This window comes from Protofrankia sp. CiP1_Cm_nod1 (assembly GCF_920888515.1).
Taxonomy (GTDB): Bacteria; Actinomycetota; Actinomycetes; order Frankiales; family Frankiaceae; genus Protofrankia.
The window spans coordinates 1-17,126 of record NZ_CAKKTM010000421.1 but is presented as its reverse complement, the minus strand read 5'-3'; the positions used below and the strand labels follow the sequence as shown (position 1 = coordinate 17,126).

Genomic DNA, 17,126 nt, shown 5'->3' with positions numbered 1-17,126 from the left:
GGCCGGCGAGCTGCTGGCCGCCGTCCGCCCGGTGCTGGCGCTGCTCGACGGTGCCGCCGCGCGGGAGGCCGAAGAGCTCGACGCACGGGTGCAGGCGGCGCTGGCCGCCGCCGACGCCGGCTGGCGGGCGCTGGTGGACAACCGTGAGGCCCGGCGCGCGGACGCCGCCACCGACGGGGCGCGGTGGCTGGTCTCCCACGCCCGCGACGTGCCCGGCCCGGACGGGCGCACCCCCGAGGAGGTGCTCGCCGAACTCGCCGCCCATCAGGACGTCATCCACCGCCGGGTCGCCGCGGCCCGGGTGCTGCCCGCCCCCGACCAGGAGAGTGCCCTGGCCGCGGTGCTCGCCACGGCGGCGGACAGCCGCGAGGCACTGGCGGCGCTGGCCGCGCTGCCCCTCGACCCGCCCCGGGAGCTGACCGCGGCCGAGCAGGACGGCGGGGTGGTCCTGCGGTGGCGCGCCTGCCTGTCCAGCGCCGCTCCGGTGTCCTACCGGGTGGTCCGCCTGCTCGGGGACGCGAGCGGCCCGGAGCGGATGGTCGCGTCGGAACACAGCCTGGGCACCACCGGGTCCACGGAGCTCGTCGACGCCGGGGTACCGGTGGGGCTGATGGTCCGCTACGAGGTGACCGCGATCGCCGGCAGCCGGCGGTCGGTACCGGTACGCACACCCGGGCTCGTGGTCATGCGGGATGTCACCGAGCTGCGCGCGGAGCAGATCGGTGACGCGGTGAAGCTGTCCTGGCGCCTGGACGGCCCGGTGGACGCGGTCACGATCGAGCGGGCCGTGGACGAGTCGTCGCCGGTGCGGCTCCCGACGCGGCGGATCAGGGCGAACGCCGGCCAGTACGTCGACTCCACCGTCCAGGCAGGTGTCACCTACCGCTATCAGGTCTACGTCGAGTTCCACGACGCGGGCGGTGTTCCCGCGCGCACGGGCGGGGCGTCGACCATGGCGACGGTGATCCCGCGTCCACCGGCGATCCGTGATCTGCAGATCACCGCCGCCGCGGGCCGCACCATGCTGCGCTGGAACGCGCCGGTGGGCAGCGAGGTGCGGATCTACGCGGTGCCCTCGAGCGGAGGGCAGCCGAGCTCGCGGTCGGGTCTGTCGAGCTCGCCGCCGGGCCTGCCGCCGGGGCATCCGCTCGCGGCCGAGGACGCCGAGGTGGATCTGGCGCGGATCGTCGATCCGGCCCGGCTGGTCGGGTCCAGCGACAGCGGCCACCTGGTCGACCTGTCGGCGGCCGGCGAGCTGGAGTACGTCCCGGTGACCGTGCTGGCCGGCCGGGCCGTGGTCGGCAGGGCGGTCCGGCACCTGGTCGTCGGGGAGATCACGGAGCTGCGTGCCGACGACCGCGGCGAGGAGATCGTGCTGTCCTTCCGGATGCCGCCGGGGATCACCGAGGCCCGGGTCCTGTGGCGCCGGGACCAGCCGCCGACCGGGCCCGGCGATCCCGAGGCCGAACAGGCGAAGGTCACCAGCGCGAGCCTGGAGATGAAAGGCGGCTGGCACCTGGCCGCGCCGCCGGACGGCTCGGCGTATTTCATCGTCTGCTATCCGCTGGTACGCATCGGCGGGACGCTGGCCGCGGTACCGCCCGGAACGGGCATCCTGGCCCGGCTGGCGGTCCGGGCGGAGCGGGATGCCCGTCCGGATCCGCCGCTCCATGTGGGCCTCCCGGCCCCGGCGGCCGGTGACCAGGAGGAATGGGCGTCCGCGCATCCCCCGGCCCTCGCGGATCCCCCGGCCCTCGCGGATCCCCCGGCCCTCGCGGATCCGGTGGCTTCCGGTGGCCAACGGGCCGCCGGGAGCGCGGGAGCCGCCACGGGCCCGCCGGCCGGGACCGGCTCGCCGGCCCAGCCGGACCAGCAGCCACCGCAGGAGCGGCCACACCAGGAGCAGCCGCGGCAGGAACAGCGGGAGCAGCCGCAGCAGCAACAGATACAACAGGATGCGGCGACGGTCAGTTATATGGTGGCTCGGGTGGGCTGGCGTCGTCGTACGTTGCGCGTACAGGTGCGCGCGGACGGGCTGCTGCCCGAGTTGCTGCTGGTCGCCCGGTCCGGAACGATCCCGCCGCAGACCCGGGAGGACGGGCAGGTGCTCGCCCGGGTGCCCGCCCACGAGGCGGCACATACACCCGGTGAGCACACCGTGGAGGTCCCGCTGGACGGCGCGCGGCTGCCGTGGGGCATCCGGCTGCTTCCGGGCCCGCAGGCCGCGCAGGTCGTGCTGCGGCATCCTCCGGACGACGCCCTGGTGCTGCGGTGAACCCGTCCGCCCGGCCGTCACGGGCAAGCGTCCCGCTATTGCGCGTCGCGAATAACGCGCAATAGCGAACGGATCAGCGGTGAATGTATTGGGCGGCGGGTAATCGGATAATGCGCGCCCGGCATGACACGCCGCGCCCACGGTCACCGGCCGGCGGCGTGGTGTGCGCGGATACCCGGGCGCGGGTGGCCCGGCGGCCGCCTGATTCGTCATGGTGATCCGCCGGGCTGGCCGACCTGCCCTGATACCTTGCCGCGGGCAGTCGGCGGCCCGGCCAGCGGTCGGTGGCGATCTCGTTCGCCACGGTCGTGGTCATGTGAAAACAGGTTGTCCAGCCGATGACAACAGCGTGCGGGATTTCGGCGCCGGTGGCGGTGGCTGTAGGTTCTGGCCAGTCCGGCGCCCCGCAAATGACGATGTGCGGCCGCCCCGATCAGTGAACGGTCCGACGACAGGGGGTTCGACCGGTGCGTCACTTCGGTTTCCTGGCCGCGGACCGGGCGGATGCGCTGTTTCACCGCCTGCCCGAGGAGATTCCGCCGGCCGCGGACCGCCTGTTGGTGGCAACGGCGCTCGGGGCGACTCTTTACGCCCCGGGCACCCGCCCGACGCTGGCCGCGGACGTCCGCCGCCAGGTGTCCGCCGGGGTGACGTCGATGGTGCTCTGCCTGGAGGACGCCATCGCCGACCACGAGGTCCCCGCGGCCGAGGCGAACATCATCACCGCGCTGCGCGACCTGGGTGGGAATCCGCCGGCCACCGCGGGCGGGCCGCCGTTGCTGTTCGTCCGCGTGCGTGACACCGACCAGATATCGCGCGTCGTCGCCCAGCTCGACGCCGACGCGTCGGGGATGCTCGGCGGTTTCGTGCTGCCCAAGTTCGATCCCGAGGGCGGCGTGGCGGCGCTGGCCGCGGTCGTGCGGGCCTCCGACCGGCTCGCCCGGCCGCTGTGGGCGATGCCCGTGCTGGAAAGCCCTCAGATCATCTTTCGCGAGACCCGGGAGCGGACGCTGCTGGGCGTGCGCGACCTCGTCGACAAGCACGCCGACATCGTTCTTGCCGTGCGTATCGGCGCGACCGATCTCTGTGGCCTGTTCGGGCTGCGCCGGGACCGTGATCTGACCATCTACGACATCGCGGTGGTGCGGGACTGCATCGCCGACATCGTCAACGTGTGCGGCCGCGGTGGGGAGCACGTGGTGAGCGGGCCGGTCTGGGAGTACTTCGCGCAGCCGGAACGGCTCTTCGTCAGCGCGCTGCGGGTCACGCCGTTCGAGGAGGCCGACCTCGTCGGCGACAGCGCGGACGGCGCGCGGATGCGTTCCCGGCTCGTCTCCGCCGATCTCGACCGGCTCATCCGCGAGGTCGTGCTCGACAAGGCCAACGGGCTGCTCGGCAAAACAGTGATCCATCCCAGCCATGTGCCCGCCGTACACGCCCTGCACGTGGCCACCCACGAGGAGTACACGGACGCGATGGCGATTCTCGCGGACGACAGCGGTGGCGTGCGTCCGAGCCGCTACGCGAACAAGATGAACGAGCTGCGGCCCCACCGGGCCTGGGCCGAGGGGGTGCTGCGGCGGGCCCGGGCCTTCGGCGTCCTGCGCGAGGGGCACACGTTCGTCGACGTGCTGGCGGCGACCAGCGCACTGTGACCGGCAGTGCGCGGGCGAGCGCCCGGCGGGCGGGTGGCCGCCACCGGACGGGTGGCCGCAACTACCGGAACTGGTGAAGACCCCGCTGGCGATGCCGGCCGGGGTGCTGCTGAGGACGGAGGTCGTGTGAGTCTGGCGGATGGTGCCGCGGTGCCGTCGAACGGTTCGGGATGGCTGTGGGACGAGCTGGGGCTCGATGTCCGGCTGCGGGCCGACGTGGTCGGCGGGGGGCTGGACGCAATGGTGGGCCTTGCGCTGCGGCGCAACCCCAGACGGGCCCATCTGCTGGTCAGCCGGGTGCTCGGCAAGCATCTGCCGGTACGCCCGGCGCGGTCGGTCGCGGCCGGCCATCTGCTGGCCGCGCGGGTCCGCGCCGACCAGCGGGCGGCCGGGGGCGATGCCGCGGCGGTGGCGCCGCTGGTGCTCGGCTACTGCGAGACCGCCACCTCGCTCGGGCACACCGTGGCCGACGGCCTCGCCGGCTGCGACTACCTGCACACCACGCGCCGGGTCGTTCCTGGTGCCACCACGCTGCTGGACTTCGACGAGGCGCATTCGCATGCCACCTTCCACTGGTTGATGCCGAGCGATCCCGAGCTGGTGCGGGCGCCCCGGCCGCTGGTGCTCGTCGACGACGAGCTGTCCACCGGCCGGACCGCCCTGGGCACGATCCGCGCGCTGCACGCGTTCGCGCCCCGGCCGTCGTACACGGTGGCCACGCTTTTCGACGCCCGGCCGGCGCCGGCCCGCCGCGCCTTCGACGAGCTCGCGGAGCGTCTCGGCGTGTCCGTACGGGTGGTGTCGCTGCTGGCCGGGGAGGTGACCGTCCCGGACGACGTGACCGCGCGCGCCGAGCGGATACGAGCCCGGTACGGCGCCGGCGCCGGCGCCGGCGCCGACGCCGACGGCAGCCGGCCATGGTCCTGCGGGGAGCCCGCTCCGGTGCGCCGTGTGACACCCGACTGGCCTGACGATCTTCCCGACGGCGCCCGCCATGGCTGGTCACGGCCGGACCGGGCGCTGCTCGCCGAGGTGGCGCCGCTGGTCGCCAAGGACGTGGCCGAGGCGCTGAACAGGCCCTCGGGCCGCGTTCTCGTGCTCGGCACCGAGGAGCTCATGTACACACCGCTACTTATCGGTGACGCGCTCGACCGGATCGTCCCTGGCGAGGTCGTCTACCACTCGACGACCCGCTCACCGGTCCACCCGATCGACGCCGACGGCTACGCGATCCGCTGCGCGCGGACCTTTCCGGCGCCTGACGACCCGGGCCGGGCCAGCCATGTGTACAACGTCCGGCCCGGCCTGTACGACGACATCGTCGTGGTGGTCGACTCGGCCGCGAACGGGCGGGCCGCCAGCGGGACGGCCGGGGCGAGCGTGTCAGGGGCGGCCGACGTGTCGGGGATGGCCGGGGTGCTGCGCCGGTGCGCGCCGGTCACCGTGGTCACGATCCCGACGCGGGGGCCGGCCGGCCGGCCGCTGGCCCTGTCGGCCGACAGCGCCGGGGGTGCGCGTTGACCGGGAGCGCCGGGAGCGCCGGGAGTGCCGGGAGCCCCGCAGACGCGTCCGGGAGCGCGGTGCGGCCGGTCATCCCGGGAACGGTGGGCTCGGGCTCCTACGACCCGGCGGACGTCACCTTCCTGTTGAAGGACCTCAGCGACATCCCGCTGGAACGCCCCACCGAGGACCGCGAGGAGGACTTCTCCAAGGGCCGCCACTACTCCGAGGACCTGCCGGTCGAATACGAACCGTCGCAGGCCTACCTTGCCCTGTTCGAGGATGCCCTGGCCCGCTCGGCGGTACGGGTCGCCACCGCGGTCGGCATCGCCACCGAACTCGTGCTCGCGGGCAGAGGAGAGCCGGTCATCGTGTCGCTGGCGCGGGCCGGCACGCCCGCCGGCATCCTGATGCGGCGCTGGGCCCGCTGGCGGCACGGGCTCGACCTGTCGCACTATTCGGTCTCCATCATCAAGGACCGGGGGCTCGACGAGAACGCGATGCGCTGGATCCTCGCTCGGCACGACCGGCGCAGCCTCCAGTTCGTCGACGGCTGGACGGGCAAGGGCGCCATTCTCCGGGTGCTCGAGACCGCCGCCCGCGGCCTCGGGCTGGACGCGTCCATGGCGGTCATCTCCGACCCCGGCCACTGCACATCCCTGTACGGGACGCGGGACGACTTCCTGATCCCGCACAGCTGCCTGAACTCCACGGTCAGCGGCCTGGTGAGCCGGACGGTGCTGAACCGGTCGCTGATCGGCCCGGCCGACTTCCACGGGGCGAAGTACTACCGGCACCTCGCCGACCGGGACTACTCCCGCCGTTACGTCGAGACCGTTGCCGAGGCGTTCCCCGCCGCGTCGGCCGCGGTCGCGGACGGCGTCTCGCGGCCGGCGGAGCGCACCCCGACCTGGGCCGGCTGGCAGGCGGTCGAGACGCTGGCGAAGGAGTACGGGATCGACAACATCGGCCTGGTCAAGCCCGGGGTCGGCGAGACCACCAGGGTGCTGTTGCGCCGGGTGCCCTGGAAGGTCGTCGTCACCCCCGAGCGGCTGGCGGAGCTGCCTCATGTCCTGTCCCTGTGCGAGGCCAAGGGCGTGCCCGTCGAGGAGAGGGCCGACCTGCCGTACTCGTGTGTCGGGATCATCAAGCCGCCCGACGGCACGCCCGACCGCGCGCTGTTCACCAGGCCGTCGTGACAGGGTGTTTCGTCGCCATGAGATGTTCCATCGCGCAGGCTGTCCAGCACCTGAAGGATCAGGGTTTTCCGGGGGATCGGCCCGCGTGCCCTGATGGTGGCACGCAGCTCGCTGACCGTCACCAGGTGTTGCTGGACGGCGGACGCGATGATGTCGTACACGGCTTCCGGCCGCTGCGCCCAGTTGGCCATGTCCACGACGGAGCGGGCCAGCCTGGTCCGTCGTGGACGCAGGTGGGGGTGCACGGCGTCGGGGCCCAGCCGGGCGCTGTGGTGAACGACGACGCCCGGCCGCGGGGCGGGATGCCGCCCGGCCGGCACGACGATGGTGATGTGCTCGTCGTCGAAGCCGCGCAGGCCGCCCATGGCGGCCGCGGAGGCGCCGCCGACGACGGCGTGCGGCCCGATGGACTCGACCGCGCACCACAGCAGCTGCATCCGGGTGGGCGGCTGCGGGCGGGTCACGAGCACACCCGGCATGGGGCGCTGCCAGCGTCCGGTCCGCACCTGCCAGTGAATCGTCGAGCGGCTCGTGCCGGCGGCGACGACGGCGCGGACGGCGATGACGCCGCACTGGCTGTCGGCGGCCTGCTGCCAGGGATACCGCCGCCAGGAATCCTGCTGCCGGGGATGCTGCCGCCAGGGATCCTGGTGCCAGGAATCCTGCTGCCAGGGATGCTGCTGCCAGGGATGCTGGCCGGGGTCCGGGGCCATGTCTGTCAGGCTCGCAGCCGTGCCGGCCGGATGGAACAGCGCGCGGCGGCCTGTGGACAACTGCCACCCACCCGAGCGGGCTGTGGACAGGCCCCGGCCCGTCCGGTTCCCGTGTCCGGACGGTTCCCGTGTCCGGACAATGCGTGTGATTGCGCGGCATGTCGGCCGGCCCGTGGCGTAGAGTCGGGCCATCAGCACATGGACGCCCGCGCCGTCCCCGGCCGCGGCCCTGCCGGGCGCGCGCTGGGTCGTCGCCTGTGATCTCGACCAGACGCTGATCTACAGCAGGCGTTCCTTCCGGCTCCCGTCCGGTGCGGTCGAACCCGAGCTGGTCACTGTGGAGCACATCGACGGCGAGCCCGCCGCGTTCTGCACCGCCGCGTCCGCCGAACTGATCGCCAGGCTGCACGCCGCGGCGACCCTCGTTCCGGTCACCACCCGTACCCGGGCACAGTACGAACGGGTCGATCTCGGTGTCCGCCCCCGGTACGCGATCACGACCAACGGCGGCCACCTGCTGGTGGACGGCCGTCCGGACGAGGCCTGGGCGGCCCGGATCCGGGAGCGGATCGCCACCCGTGCCCGCCCGCTCGCCGAGGTGTGGGCCATCGCGCAGCGGCTCGCCGCCGACGGCTGGGTCCGGGTGAGCCGGGTCGCCGACGGCCTGTTCGTCTACCTCGTCGCCTACGAGCGTGACGGCATCCCCGACCTGTCCGGCCTCGCGGCGGGCCTGGCGGCCGATGGCTGGGGCCTGTCCGTCCAGGGACGCAAGGTCTACCTGGTACCGGCCGGGCTGACCAAGCAGGCGGCCCTCGCCGAGGTGATGCGCCGGGCCGCGCCGGCAAGGCTCGCCGCCGCGGGGGACTCACTGCTGGACGCGGGCATGCTCGCCGCCGCGGACCTCGCCGTCCGCCCCGCCCACGGCGAGCTGGACGAGCACCGGTGGACGCACCCGAACCTGCGGGTCACCACCGTCTCGGGCCTGCGCGGGGGGCAGGAACTGCTCGAGATCCTCGAAGCCGGGCTCGCCGCCGCGGGACCGGCACCTGCGCCTGGGCCTGCGCCTGGGCCTGCGGCTGGGCCTGGCCCCGGCCGCTGAGCCGGCCGCGCGCCAGGCCGGAGACGTCACGATCACGCTTGTCGCGCACGGCGGCGCTTTTCGTGCGTCCGCGGGCTGTCAGGCCCGCGCCGCCCAGGCGTCCGTTGCTATCTGTAATCATCTGTTACGTTAATCCTAATTCAGGAACAGTACGGTACTGTTTTGGAACGTGGTCGGCGGCGGGAGGGGGTCACGACCATGGCGGTGTCGGCACGCCTGGGTGGCGCCGTACGTGGGCGTCCCCGCGACGAAGCCCGTGAGCAGGCCATTCTGCACGCCGCGCTCGAGCTGCTCACCGAGGTCGGCTACGAGCGCATGAGCATGGTCGCCGTCGCGGCCCGGGCTCGGGCGAGCAAGGCGACGATCTACCGGCGCTGGGCGGGCAAGGACGAGCTCGTCGTCGAGGCGATCCGTCGCCAGGCGGTCGACGACGTCGTCATCGCGGACACCGGCAGCCTGCGCGGCGACATGATCGATATCATCCGTCAGAAGGTCAGGCGCCTGGCCGACGGCGGTGCCGCCCTGATGGCCGGTGTCGTGCTGGCCATGCGCGACTCCGCGGCCCTGGCGGCGGCGCTGCGGGCCCAGATGCTCGGGGACGGGCGTGGTCTGGCCGCCCTCATCGTGCAGCGGGCCGTCGACCGGGGTGAGCCGTGTTCGCCGACAGCCGTCGGCGTCTTCAACGAGCTGGTTCCCGCTGCGATCTTCTTCCGCCTCCTGATCACCGGTGAGGCCCTGGACGATGCGTTCATTCATCATCTGGTCGACGACATCCTGTTGCCGCTGATGACAGTGGGCCGCTGAATGTTCCCGGGCATGCACGGCACGCCGGCGCCGCGGCGGAAACATGATCGAACCTTTTTCACCGTATTGACGCACAGGCGGCACCGGCCGTCGGCGGCGTGCGGGAAACCACGCGCGCAACCGTGCGGGAGGCGAAGAGGACATCATCCCGCCGCCGGTTCCGGCCGGAGCGGGGCGGCGTTCGGCCCGGCCGCCCAGGCCGAGGCCCTGATCGCGGGATACACGACCGCGTTCATGTGGAGCGCGGTAATATTTTTCGCCGCGTTCCTCGTGATCCTCTTCCTGCTGCGCGCCGGCCGGGGCGAACTGCCGGCCGACGGGGTGCCGGTTCACACCGTGTAACGGGCGGCGCGACTGTTGGAAAGCGCCGGGGTACTGACCGCTGTATACGGCCGGCACTTCGTGGTACACCCAATGCGGGCGAGACGACAACGAGACGACATCGCTTCCGGAGATCCAAAGGTAGCGTGATCGTGTTCTTTTCCGCGCTGCCGGCGGCACCATCCCCGGATCATCAGGGTCCCCGGACCATCAGGAGGGCATGTGACCAGCACGGCGGACGGTACCGGTCTGGACGCTGTCGGTACTGACAGCGTCGGTACCGACGAGCTCAGCCTGGAGCGCGAACTCGACCAGTTGCTGGCGGTGGAGCGTTTCGACCCACCGCCCGGTTTCGTCTCCCGCTGGTACCAGGCTTCCGACGCCGCCGCGGCCGCCGCCGATCCGGTGGCCTTCTGGGCGGAGCGGGCCCGCACCCTGCTGGACTGGGACACGCCGTTCACAACCACGCTGGACGACAGCAACCCGCCCTTCTACCGCTGGTTCAGCGATGGCCGGCTCAACGTCTCGGCGAACTGCCTGGACCGGCACGTGGCCGCCGGCCGCGGGGACAAGGTCGCCTTCCACTGGGTCGGCGAGGAGGGCGAACGCCGCCGGGTGACCTACTCCGACCTGCTGGCCGACACCCAGCGGCTGGCCAACGGGCTCAAGGAGCTGGGGGTCGGCAAGGGTGACGTCGTGGGGATCTTCCTCCCGATGATCCCCGAGGTCGCGGTGGCGATGCTGGCCTGCGCCCGTATCGGCGCGGTGCACAACGTCGTCTTCGGTGGCTTCGCCCCGTCCGCCGTGCGCGAGCGGATGGAGGTCTCCGACGCCAAGGTCCTGATCACCGTGGACGGCGCCCGCCGCAAGGGCCGCACCGCCCCTGTCAAGGAGGCCGTGGACGCCGAGCTGGGCGATCTGAAGGCCTTGGAGCACATCGTGGTGGTCCGTTCCACCGGGATCGCGGCGCCGATCCGCGAGGGCCGGGACGTCTGGTACCACGAGCTGCTCGAGCGGGCCGACCCGGTGTGCCCGCCGGAGCCGCTGGACGCCGAGCATCCGCTGTTCATCCTGTACAGCTCCGGTTCCACGGCCAAGCCCAAGGGCATCCTGCACACCACCGGGGGGTACCTGACCGGGGCGACGTACACCCACCGGCTGGTCTTCGACCTCGACGCGGACTCCGACGTCTACTGGTGCTCGGCGGACGTCGGCTGGATCACCGGCCACTCCTACATCGTCTACGGGCCGTTGTCCAACGGCGCGACCAGTGTGATGTTCGAGGGTGCCCCGGACTATCCCGACCGGGACATCTGGTGGAAGATCATCGAAGAGTTCAAGGTCACCATCTTCTACACCGCTCCGACCGCCATCCGGACCTGCATCAAGTGGGGCCCGCAGTACCCGGGCCGGCACGACCTCTCCTCGCTGCGGCTGCTCGGCACGGTGGGGGAGCCGATCAACCCCAAGGCGTGGCTGTGGTACCACAAGGTGATCGGCGGCGGCCGCTGCCCCATCGTCGACACCTGGTGGCAGACCGAGACCGGCGCCATCCTGATCTCCCCGTTGCCCGGCGTGACGCCGACCAAGCCGGGCTCGGCCACCACGCCGCTGCCGGGGATCTTCCCCGCCCTGCTGTCCGAGGACGGCAAACCGGTGACCGAGGGCACCGGCATCCTGGTGATCACCAAGCCGTGGCCGTCCATGCTGCGCACCCTCTACCGGGACGACGAGCGGTACGTGCAGACGTACTTCTCCCGGTTCGGCCGGGACGTGTACGTCGTCGGCGACGCCGCCAGGCTGGACGCGGACGGCTACTTCTGGATCATCGGCCGGATCGACGACGTGATCAACGTGTCCGGGCACCGGCTGTCGACCGCCGAGGTCGAGTCGGCGATCGTCTCGCACGAGTCGGTGGCGGAGGCCGCGGTCGTGGCCCAGTCCGACGAGCACACCGGCCAGGCCATCGTGGCCTTTGTCACGCTCACCGGCAACCAGCTCGGCGACGACGCCACCGTCGCCGAGCTGCGCGAGCACGTCGCCACCCGGATCGGCAAGCTCGCCCGGCCCAAGCGGGTGATCTGGGCGGACGACCTGCCCAAGACCCGGTCCGGGAAGATCATGAGGCGGCTGCTGCGGGACATCGCCGAGGGGCGCGAGCTCGGGGACGTCACGACGCTGCGGGATCCGGACGTGATGGCCGCCCTGGCAGGCAAGATCGCCCAAGCCGGCCCGGACGACTGATGAGGCCACCGGCCGGATCATCCGCCTCCGGTCGCGAGCCCCCCGGTGGGAGAAGCCCGTCCGAGCTGTCTAGGCTGACCATTTCGTGAGAGCCCTTCGACGCTTCACCGTCCGCGCGCAGCTCCCCGAGCAGCTTCACCCGCTCGGGGAGCTCGTCCTCAACCTCCGCTGGTCGTGGCACCCGGAGACGCTGGATCTCTTCGAGTCGGTCGATCCCGAGCTGTGGCGCACCTGCAAGGGAGATCCGGTGCGCCTTCTCGGCGAGGTCGACCATGAGCGCCTCGAAAGCCTCGCAGCCGACCGCCGCTTCGTCCGCCGCCTTGACGACGCCGCTGACGACCTGCACGAATACCTGACCGCGCCGCGCTGGTACCAGTCGCTGCCCGACGCCCCGCGCGCGATCGCCTACTTCTCGCCGGAGTTCGGCATCACCGAGGTGCTGCCGCAGTACTCCGGCGGCCTCGGCATCCTCGCCGGCGACCATCTCAAGACCGCCAGCGACCTGGGCGTGCCGATCGTGGGGGTGGGCCTGCTCTACCGGGCCGGCTACTTCGTCCAGTCGCTGTCCCGGGACGGCTGGCAGCAGGAACGCTATCCCGGCATCGACCCGCACGGCCTGCCGCTGACCCAGCTCACCGACGCCGCCGACGACCCCGTGAAGATCACGCTCGGGCTGCCCGACGGGCGCACCCTGCACGCCCAGATCTGGAAGGCGCAGGTCGGCCGGGTGCCGCTGCTGCTGCTCGACTCCGACGTCGAGGACAACCAGCCGGCCGAGCGGGGCGTGACCGACCGGCTCTACGGCGGCGGCACCGACCACCGCCTGCTCCAGGAGATGCTGCTGGGCATCGGCGGGGTGCGGGCGCTGCGGGCCTACTCGGCGGTGTCCGGCGCCCCGGAGCCGGAGGTGTTCCACACCAACGAGGGCCATGCCGGCTTCCTCGGCCTGGAGCGCATCCGGGAGCTGACCGCGACCGGCCTGAGCTTCGACGAGGCGTTGGAGGCGACCCGGGCCGGGACGCTGTTCACCACCCACACCCCGGTGCCGGCCGGGATCGACCGGTTCCCCCGCGACCTGGTGGCCCGCCACTTCGGCGCGGACAACGTCTGGCCCGGTGTGCCCGTCGAGCGGGTGCTCGAGCTCGGCGCCGAGTCCGACCCGAACGTGTTCAACATGGCGCACATGGGCCTGCGGCTGGCCCAGCGCTCCAACGGGGTCTCCCGGCTGCACGGGATCGTCAGCCGGGAGATGTTCGCCGGCCTGTGGCCGGGCTTCGACCCCGACGAGGTCGCGATCGGCTCGGTCACCAACGGTGTTCACGCGGCCACCTGGGTGTCCCGGAACGTGATCGAACTGGCCGACCGGGAGCTTGGCCCGTCCCCCCTCGACGACGGGGGCGAGGGCTTCGCCAAGATCTCCCAGATCTCCGACGAGGCGGTCTGGGCGACCCGCCGTGAGCTGCGGGAACGCCTCGTCGCCGAGGTCCGCCGCCGGCTGCGGGCGTCCTGGCTGCAGCGCGGCGCCGCCCCCGGCGAGCTGGACTGGGTCGACGGCGTGTTCGACCCGGGAATCCTCACGATCGGGTTCGCCCGCCGGGTGCCCTCCTACAAGCGGCTGACCCTGATGCTGCGCGACCCCGAGCGGCTGACCCGGCTGCTGCTGCACCCGCAGCGCCCGGTCCAGCTGGTCATCGCCGGCAAGGCGCACCCGGCCGACGACGGCGGCAAGCAGCTCGTCCAGCAGATCGTGCAGTTCTCCGACAACCCGGAGGTCCGCCACCGCATCGTGTTCCTGCCGGACTACGACATCGGCATGGCACGCTTCCTCTACTCCGGGTCGGACGTGTGGCTGAACAACCCCCTGCGCCCGCTGGAGGCGTGCGGCACCTCGGGGATGAAGGCCGCGCTCAACGGCTGTCTCAACCTCTCCATCCGGGACGGCTGGTGGGACGAGATGTTCGACGGCCGTAACGGCTGGGCGATCCCCACCGCGGACGGCGTGGAGGATCCCGAGCGCCGGGACGCCATCGAGTCGGCCGCCCTCTACGACCTGCTGGAGAACGCGGTCGCCGCGCGTTTCTACGACGTCGCCGGCGTGGGCACGCCGCCGCGTGACTGGACGTCGATGGTCAAGCACACCCTGTCGACCCTCGGGCCGCAGGTGCTCGCCACCCGGATGGTGCGCGAGTACGTCGAGCGCTACTACGTCCCCGCCGCCGCCTCGGCGCGGGCGGCCTCGGCGGACGGCGCGCACGGGGCCCGGGACCTGGCGGCGTGGAAGGAGCGGGTCCGGGCGGCCTGGCCCGGGGTGCGGGTGGTCAACGTCGACTCGGCCGGTCTCGGCGACACCCCGCAGGTCGGCCAGTCGCTGGTGGTCCGTGCCACGGTCGAGCTCGGTGGTCTGGAGCTGGCGGACGTGGAGGTCGAGGCGTCCTACGGGCGCATCGACGAGTCCGACCGGCTGCTGGGCCCGGCCACCCTGCCGCTGGCCCATGTCGGCCCCGGCGAGGGCGGTGGCCTGCGCTTCGAGGGCACCATCCCGCTGCGGCGGACGGGTTCCTTCGGCTACACCGTCCGGGTGCTGCCACGGCACCCCCTGCTCGCCTCACCGGCCGAACTCGGCCTGGTGGCGAACCCCGACTGAACGATCTCCGTCGGCTCCGTCGGCTCCGGCCGCCGGAGCCGACGAGCAGGCCGGCACAGGGCCGCGCTGGCCTGCTCATTCGTTCACTCGATGCGTTCATCCGGGTGCCCTACGCACGCGTCGCGCCCTGCGGAACATGCCAACAATCCAACAAACATGCTAATTCCAAGATCGATTAGTATATTTGTTGGCTGGGAGGAGGGTTCCGTGCGTAGCTTTGCCGATCTTGACCGGCTACTTGATCATGTTCCGTCACGAGTTGTCAAGCACCTGAGTGCCATCGATCGTGGAGCCGGTTCCGAGCAGCTCTTCCGCATCCAGATGCCCGGCCTGCTCGACCAGCTCGCGGACCGGGCTCGGGTGCTGAGTGTGACAGCATCCTCGGCGATCGAAGGCGTGACCGTTGACAGTCCGGAACGGGCCGAGCGGATCATCCGCGGCCAGGTCGGCGGACTGCGGACCAGGGACGAACGGGAACTCGCCGGTTACCGGGACGCGCTCGACTACGTCTACCGTGAGGACTTCTCCCCGGTCAACCCGGGGCTTCTGCTGCATGTCCACCGCCTGCTCTTCCGGCGCACCCAGGGGAGCGGGGGCGCGCTGAAGGCCCAGGACAACCTCGTCGTGGACCGGGCCGCGGACGGAACGGTGACTCTGCGTTTCGTCCCGGTACCCGCGTCCGAGACCGAGTACTTTCTGGCCGAGCTGACCAGTCGTTACTCGATCGCGCGCAACAAAAATGATCACCATTCGGTTCTGCTGGTGGGCCTGTTCGCGCTGGATTTTCTCGTGATTCATCCCTTTGAGGACGGCAACGGCCGAGTGGCACGTATCATCTCGAATGCGCTGCTGCTCGACTGTGGCTACCAGATGTGCCGATATATCAGCCTTGAGAAGATTATTTCCGACAGTGCCGAAGAATACTATTCGTCCCTTCTCGCGTCCACGCATGGGTGGCATGGCAGCCAGCATGATCCGTGGCCTTGGCTCGAGTACTTCTCGGCGACCGTCGCGACCGCCTACTCCATCTTCGCGGACCGGGCGGCGGCTGGACGTTCGGGCATCAGCAAGCAGGGCAGGGTTCGCGACCACATTCTGTGGCACGCTCCCCGCCGCTTCCGTCTCGACGACGTGCGTACGGCGCTGCCGGGAGTCAGCGACCAGACGATCCGCATCGCGCTGAACGCGCTGCGGGACGAAGGCCATGTGATCAGCAGCGGAGCTGGCCGGGCGGCATTCTGGACCCGTCTCGACCGGCCCGTGCCCCCCTCCGGGTAGACGCGAAGGTGCCGTGTGTCCCGCGGGACATGCCAACAATTCAACAAACATGCTAATTTCAAGATCGATTAGTATATTTATCAGTGTCGAGTGGCCTGGCCTCGGGCGGATGGCGGGCGCATCCGCTTGATCTCGATCATCGTCGCGGCATGGCACCGCGCGACCGCGTCAGCCGGGATGCCAGCCCCGCCGATCTCATCGGGTTCACAGGCTGTACGTCTGGCGCCTTGCTTGTACGGAGCGATGGCCTGTTGTACGTTCGATCTATGACCGTGTCGCCTGAAATGAGCGTCTCCGAGGCACGGGAGAGCCTGGCTGCGATCATCGATCAGGTCCGCGCCGACCACCAGCCGGTCTATCTCTCCCGTCGCGGGCGGCGGGTCGCCGCCGTCATCGACGCCGACGACCTGGACCGCATCCTCGCCTTGGCCGAGGACATGGCTGACATCCGCGAAGCCGAGCGAGCCCGTGAGGAAATGGCAGCCACCGGGCAGACACCCGTTCCCTGGGACGAGGTGAAGGCCGATCTCGGCCTGGAATGAGATATACGGTCACCATTGCTCCGGCCGCGTTCCGCCGGTTACGCAAACTCGACCCCGTCGCGCGACGCCGCGTGCAGGCTGTGATCGACCTGCTCGCCGACGACCCTCGTCCGCCAGCCGCCCGGCAGCTGGTCGGCGGCGGCGGTGAATGGCGCGTACGTACCGGCGACTACCGCGTTGTGTATGACATCCAGGACAAAGAGCTGATTATCCTAGTCGTCGCTGTCGGTCATCGCCGAGATGTCTATCGTTGATGTTCATCTGGCTTGCTCATGCGGTGGCGCGTAGGAGGAGGACGGCGCGGCCGGCGACGGGTAGGTGTTCGCCTGCGTCGAGGGGCCGGGACAGGGTGTCGAGGGTGGCGGGGAAGCCGGCGAGGTCGTCCGCGCTGGTGTCGAGCAGCAGCGTGTAGGTGGATGCCCATGGCTGGCCTGGCAGGACGATGGTCACCGGGTCGGTGTCCGGGTGCAGGATGAGCAGGAAGCTGTCGCCGGTGGCCGCGGTGCCGTCCGGCGCGTGCCAGCCGAGGGCTGTTCCGCTCAGGTGGGCGACGAGGGTGCGGACGTGCGGGGAGTTCCAGTCCGCGTCCGACATGACCGCGCCGTCCGGGCGGAACCAGGTGATGTCCGCGAGTGCCTCGGTGGTGGAGGGGCCGCCGTGGAAGAACGTCCGCCGGCACAGCGTCGGGGAGCGGCGCCGCAGCGCGATCAGGCCGCTGACCAGCGGCAGCAGCATCGGGTCGGGCCCGGCCGGGTCGGGTGCGGCTGGGCCGTCGGCGGGTGCCGGGCTGTCCGCGGGTGCCGGGCTGTCCGCGGGTGCCGGGCCGTCGGCGGGTGCCGGGCTGTCCGCGCT

11 protein-coding genes and 2 pseudogenes are annotated in these 17,126 nt (G+C 71.5%); 12 read left to right on the top strand and 1 reads right to left on the bottom strand.

The features are described 5' to 3' along the window. The 12 genes and pseudogenes from NBX02_RS19120 to NBX02_RS19065 form a co-directional block, all read left to right on the top strand. Positions 1-2,275 (top strand): annotated as a pseudogene (locus tag NBX02_RS19120) (zinc ribbon domain-containing protein); the annotation flags it as partial. Positions 2,276-2,742: 467 nt separating this feature from the next. After that, positions 2,743-3,930 (top strand): HpcH/HpaI aldolase/citrate lyase family protein, encoded by a 1,188-nt coding sequence (locus NBX02_RS19115; protein WP_250281139.1) that lies wholly within the window; start codon positions 2,743-2,745, stop codon positions 3,928-3,930. Positions 3,931-4,056: 126 nt separating this feature from the next. Further along, entirely contained in the window at positions 4,057-5,451 is a 1,395-nt protein-coding gene (locus NBX02_RS19110) for a phosphoribosyltransferase family protein (RefSeq protein ID WP_250281138.1), read from the top strand. A 59-nt stretch (positions 5,452-5,510) separates the two neighbouring features. Continuing rightward, positions 5,511-6,629, top strand: a complete 1,119-nt coding sequence (locus NBX02_RS19105) for a cysteine protease StiP family protein (protein ID WP_250281135.1) — start codon at positions 5,511-5,513, stop codon at positions 6,627-6,629. Positions 6,630-7,532: 903 nt separating this feature from the next. Further along, positions 7,533-8,441, top strand: a complete 909-nt coding sequence (locus NBX02_RS19100; RefSeq protein ID WP_445548531.1) for a sucrose-6-phosphate hydrolase — start codon at positions 7,533-7,535, stop codon at positions 8,439-8,441. 198 nt (positions 8,442-8,639) lie between these two features. Next, positions 8,640-9,245, top strand: coding sequence for a TetR/AcrR family transcriptional regulator (locus NBX02_RS19095; protein ID WP_250281133.1), 606 nt, complete (start codon positions 8,640-8,642; stop codon positions 9,243-9,245). Then, positions 9,246-9,587 (top strand): hypothetical protein, encoded by a 342-nt coding sequence (locus NBX02_RS19090; RefSeq protein WP_250292468.1) that lies wholly within the window; start codon positions 9,246-9,248, stop codon positions 9,585-9,587. A 228-nt stretch (positions 9,588-9,815) separates the two neighbouring features. Then, positions 9,816-11,810 (top strand): acetate--CoA ligase, encoded by a 1,995-nt coding sequence (gene acs, locus NBX02_RS19085; RefSeq protein WP_250281149.1) that lies wholly within the window; start codon positions 9,816-9,818, stop codon positions 11,808-11,810. A gap of 85 nt (positions 11,811-11,895) precedes the next feature. After that, positions 11,896-14,454: an alpha-glucan family phosphorylase gene (gene glgP / locus NBX02_RS19080; protein ID WP_250292465.1), complete on the top strand. Its 2,559-nt coding sequence runs from the start codon at positions 11,896-11,898 to the stop codon at positions 14,452-14,454. A 207-nt stretch (positions 14,455-14,661) separates the two neighbouring features. Further along, positions 14,662-15,732: a Fic family protein gene (locus NBX02_RS19075; protein ID WP_250292463.1), complete on the top strand. Its 1,071-nt coding sequence runs from the start codon at positions 14,662-14,664 to the stop codon at positions 15,730-15,732. Positions 15,733-15,998: 266 nt separating this feature from the next. Beyond that, on the top strand, positions 15,999-16,274 hold the full coding sequence (locus NBX02_RS23385) for a type II toxin-antitoxin system Phd/YefM family antitoxin (RefSeq protein WP_445548530.1): 276 nt from the start codon (positions 15,999-16,001) through the stop codon (positions 16,272-16,274). Further along, positions 16,271-16,528 (top strand): type II toxin-antitoxin system RelE family toxin, encoded by a 258-nt coding sequence (locus NBX02_RS19065; RefSeq protein ID WP_250281127.1) that lies wholly within the window; start codon positions 16,271-16,273, stop codon positions 16,526-16,528. The genes NBX02_RS23385 and NBX02_RS19065 overlap by 4 nt, the downstream gene beginning before the upstream one ends. Positions 16,529-16,544: 16 nt before the next feature. On the opposite strand, the pseudogene NBX02_RS19060 reads toward NBX02_RS19065, so the two are convergent. Then, positions 16,545-17,126 (bottom strand): annotated as a pseudogene (locus tag NBX02_RS19060) (glycogen debranching protein GlgX); the annotation flags it as partial.

What these genes read in the sequence shown, in the direction of transcription:
- NBX02_RS19095 (WP_250281133.1), top strand. Translation starts at nt 8,640, where the DNA reads ATGGCGGTGTCGGCACGCCTGGGTGGCGCCGTACGTGGGCGTCCCCGC.
- NBX02_RS19090 (WP_250292468.1), top strand. Translation starts at nt 9,246, where the DNA reads ATGTTCCCGGGCATGCACGGCACGCCGGCGCCGCGGCGGAAACATGAT.
- NBX02_RS23385 (WP_445548530.1), top strand. Translation starts at nt 15,999, where the DNA reads ATGACCGTGTCGCCTGAAATGAGCGTCTCCGAGGCACGGGAGAGCCTG.
- NBX02_RS19065 (WP_250281127.1), top strand. Translation starts at nt 16,271, where the DNA reads ATGAGATATACGGTCACCATTGCTCCGGCCGCGTTCCGCCGGTTACGC.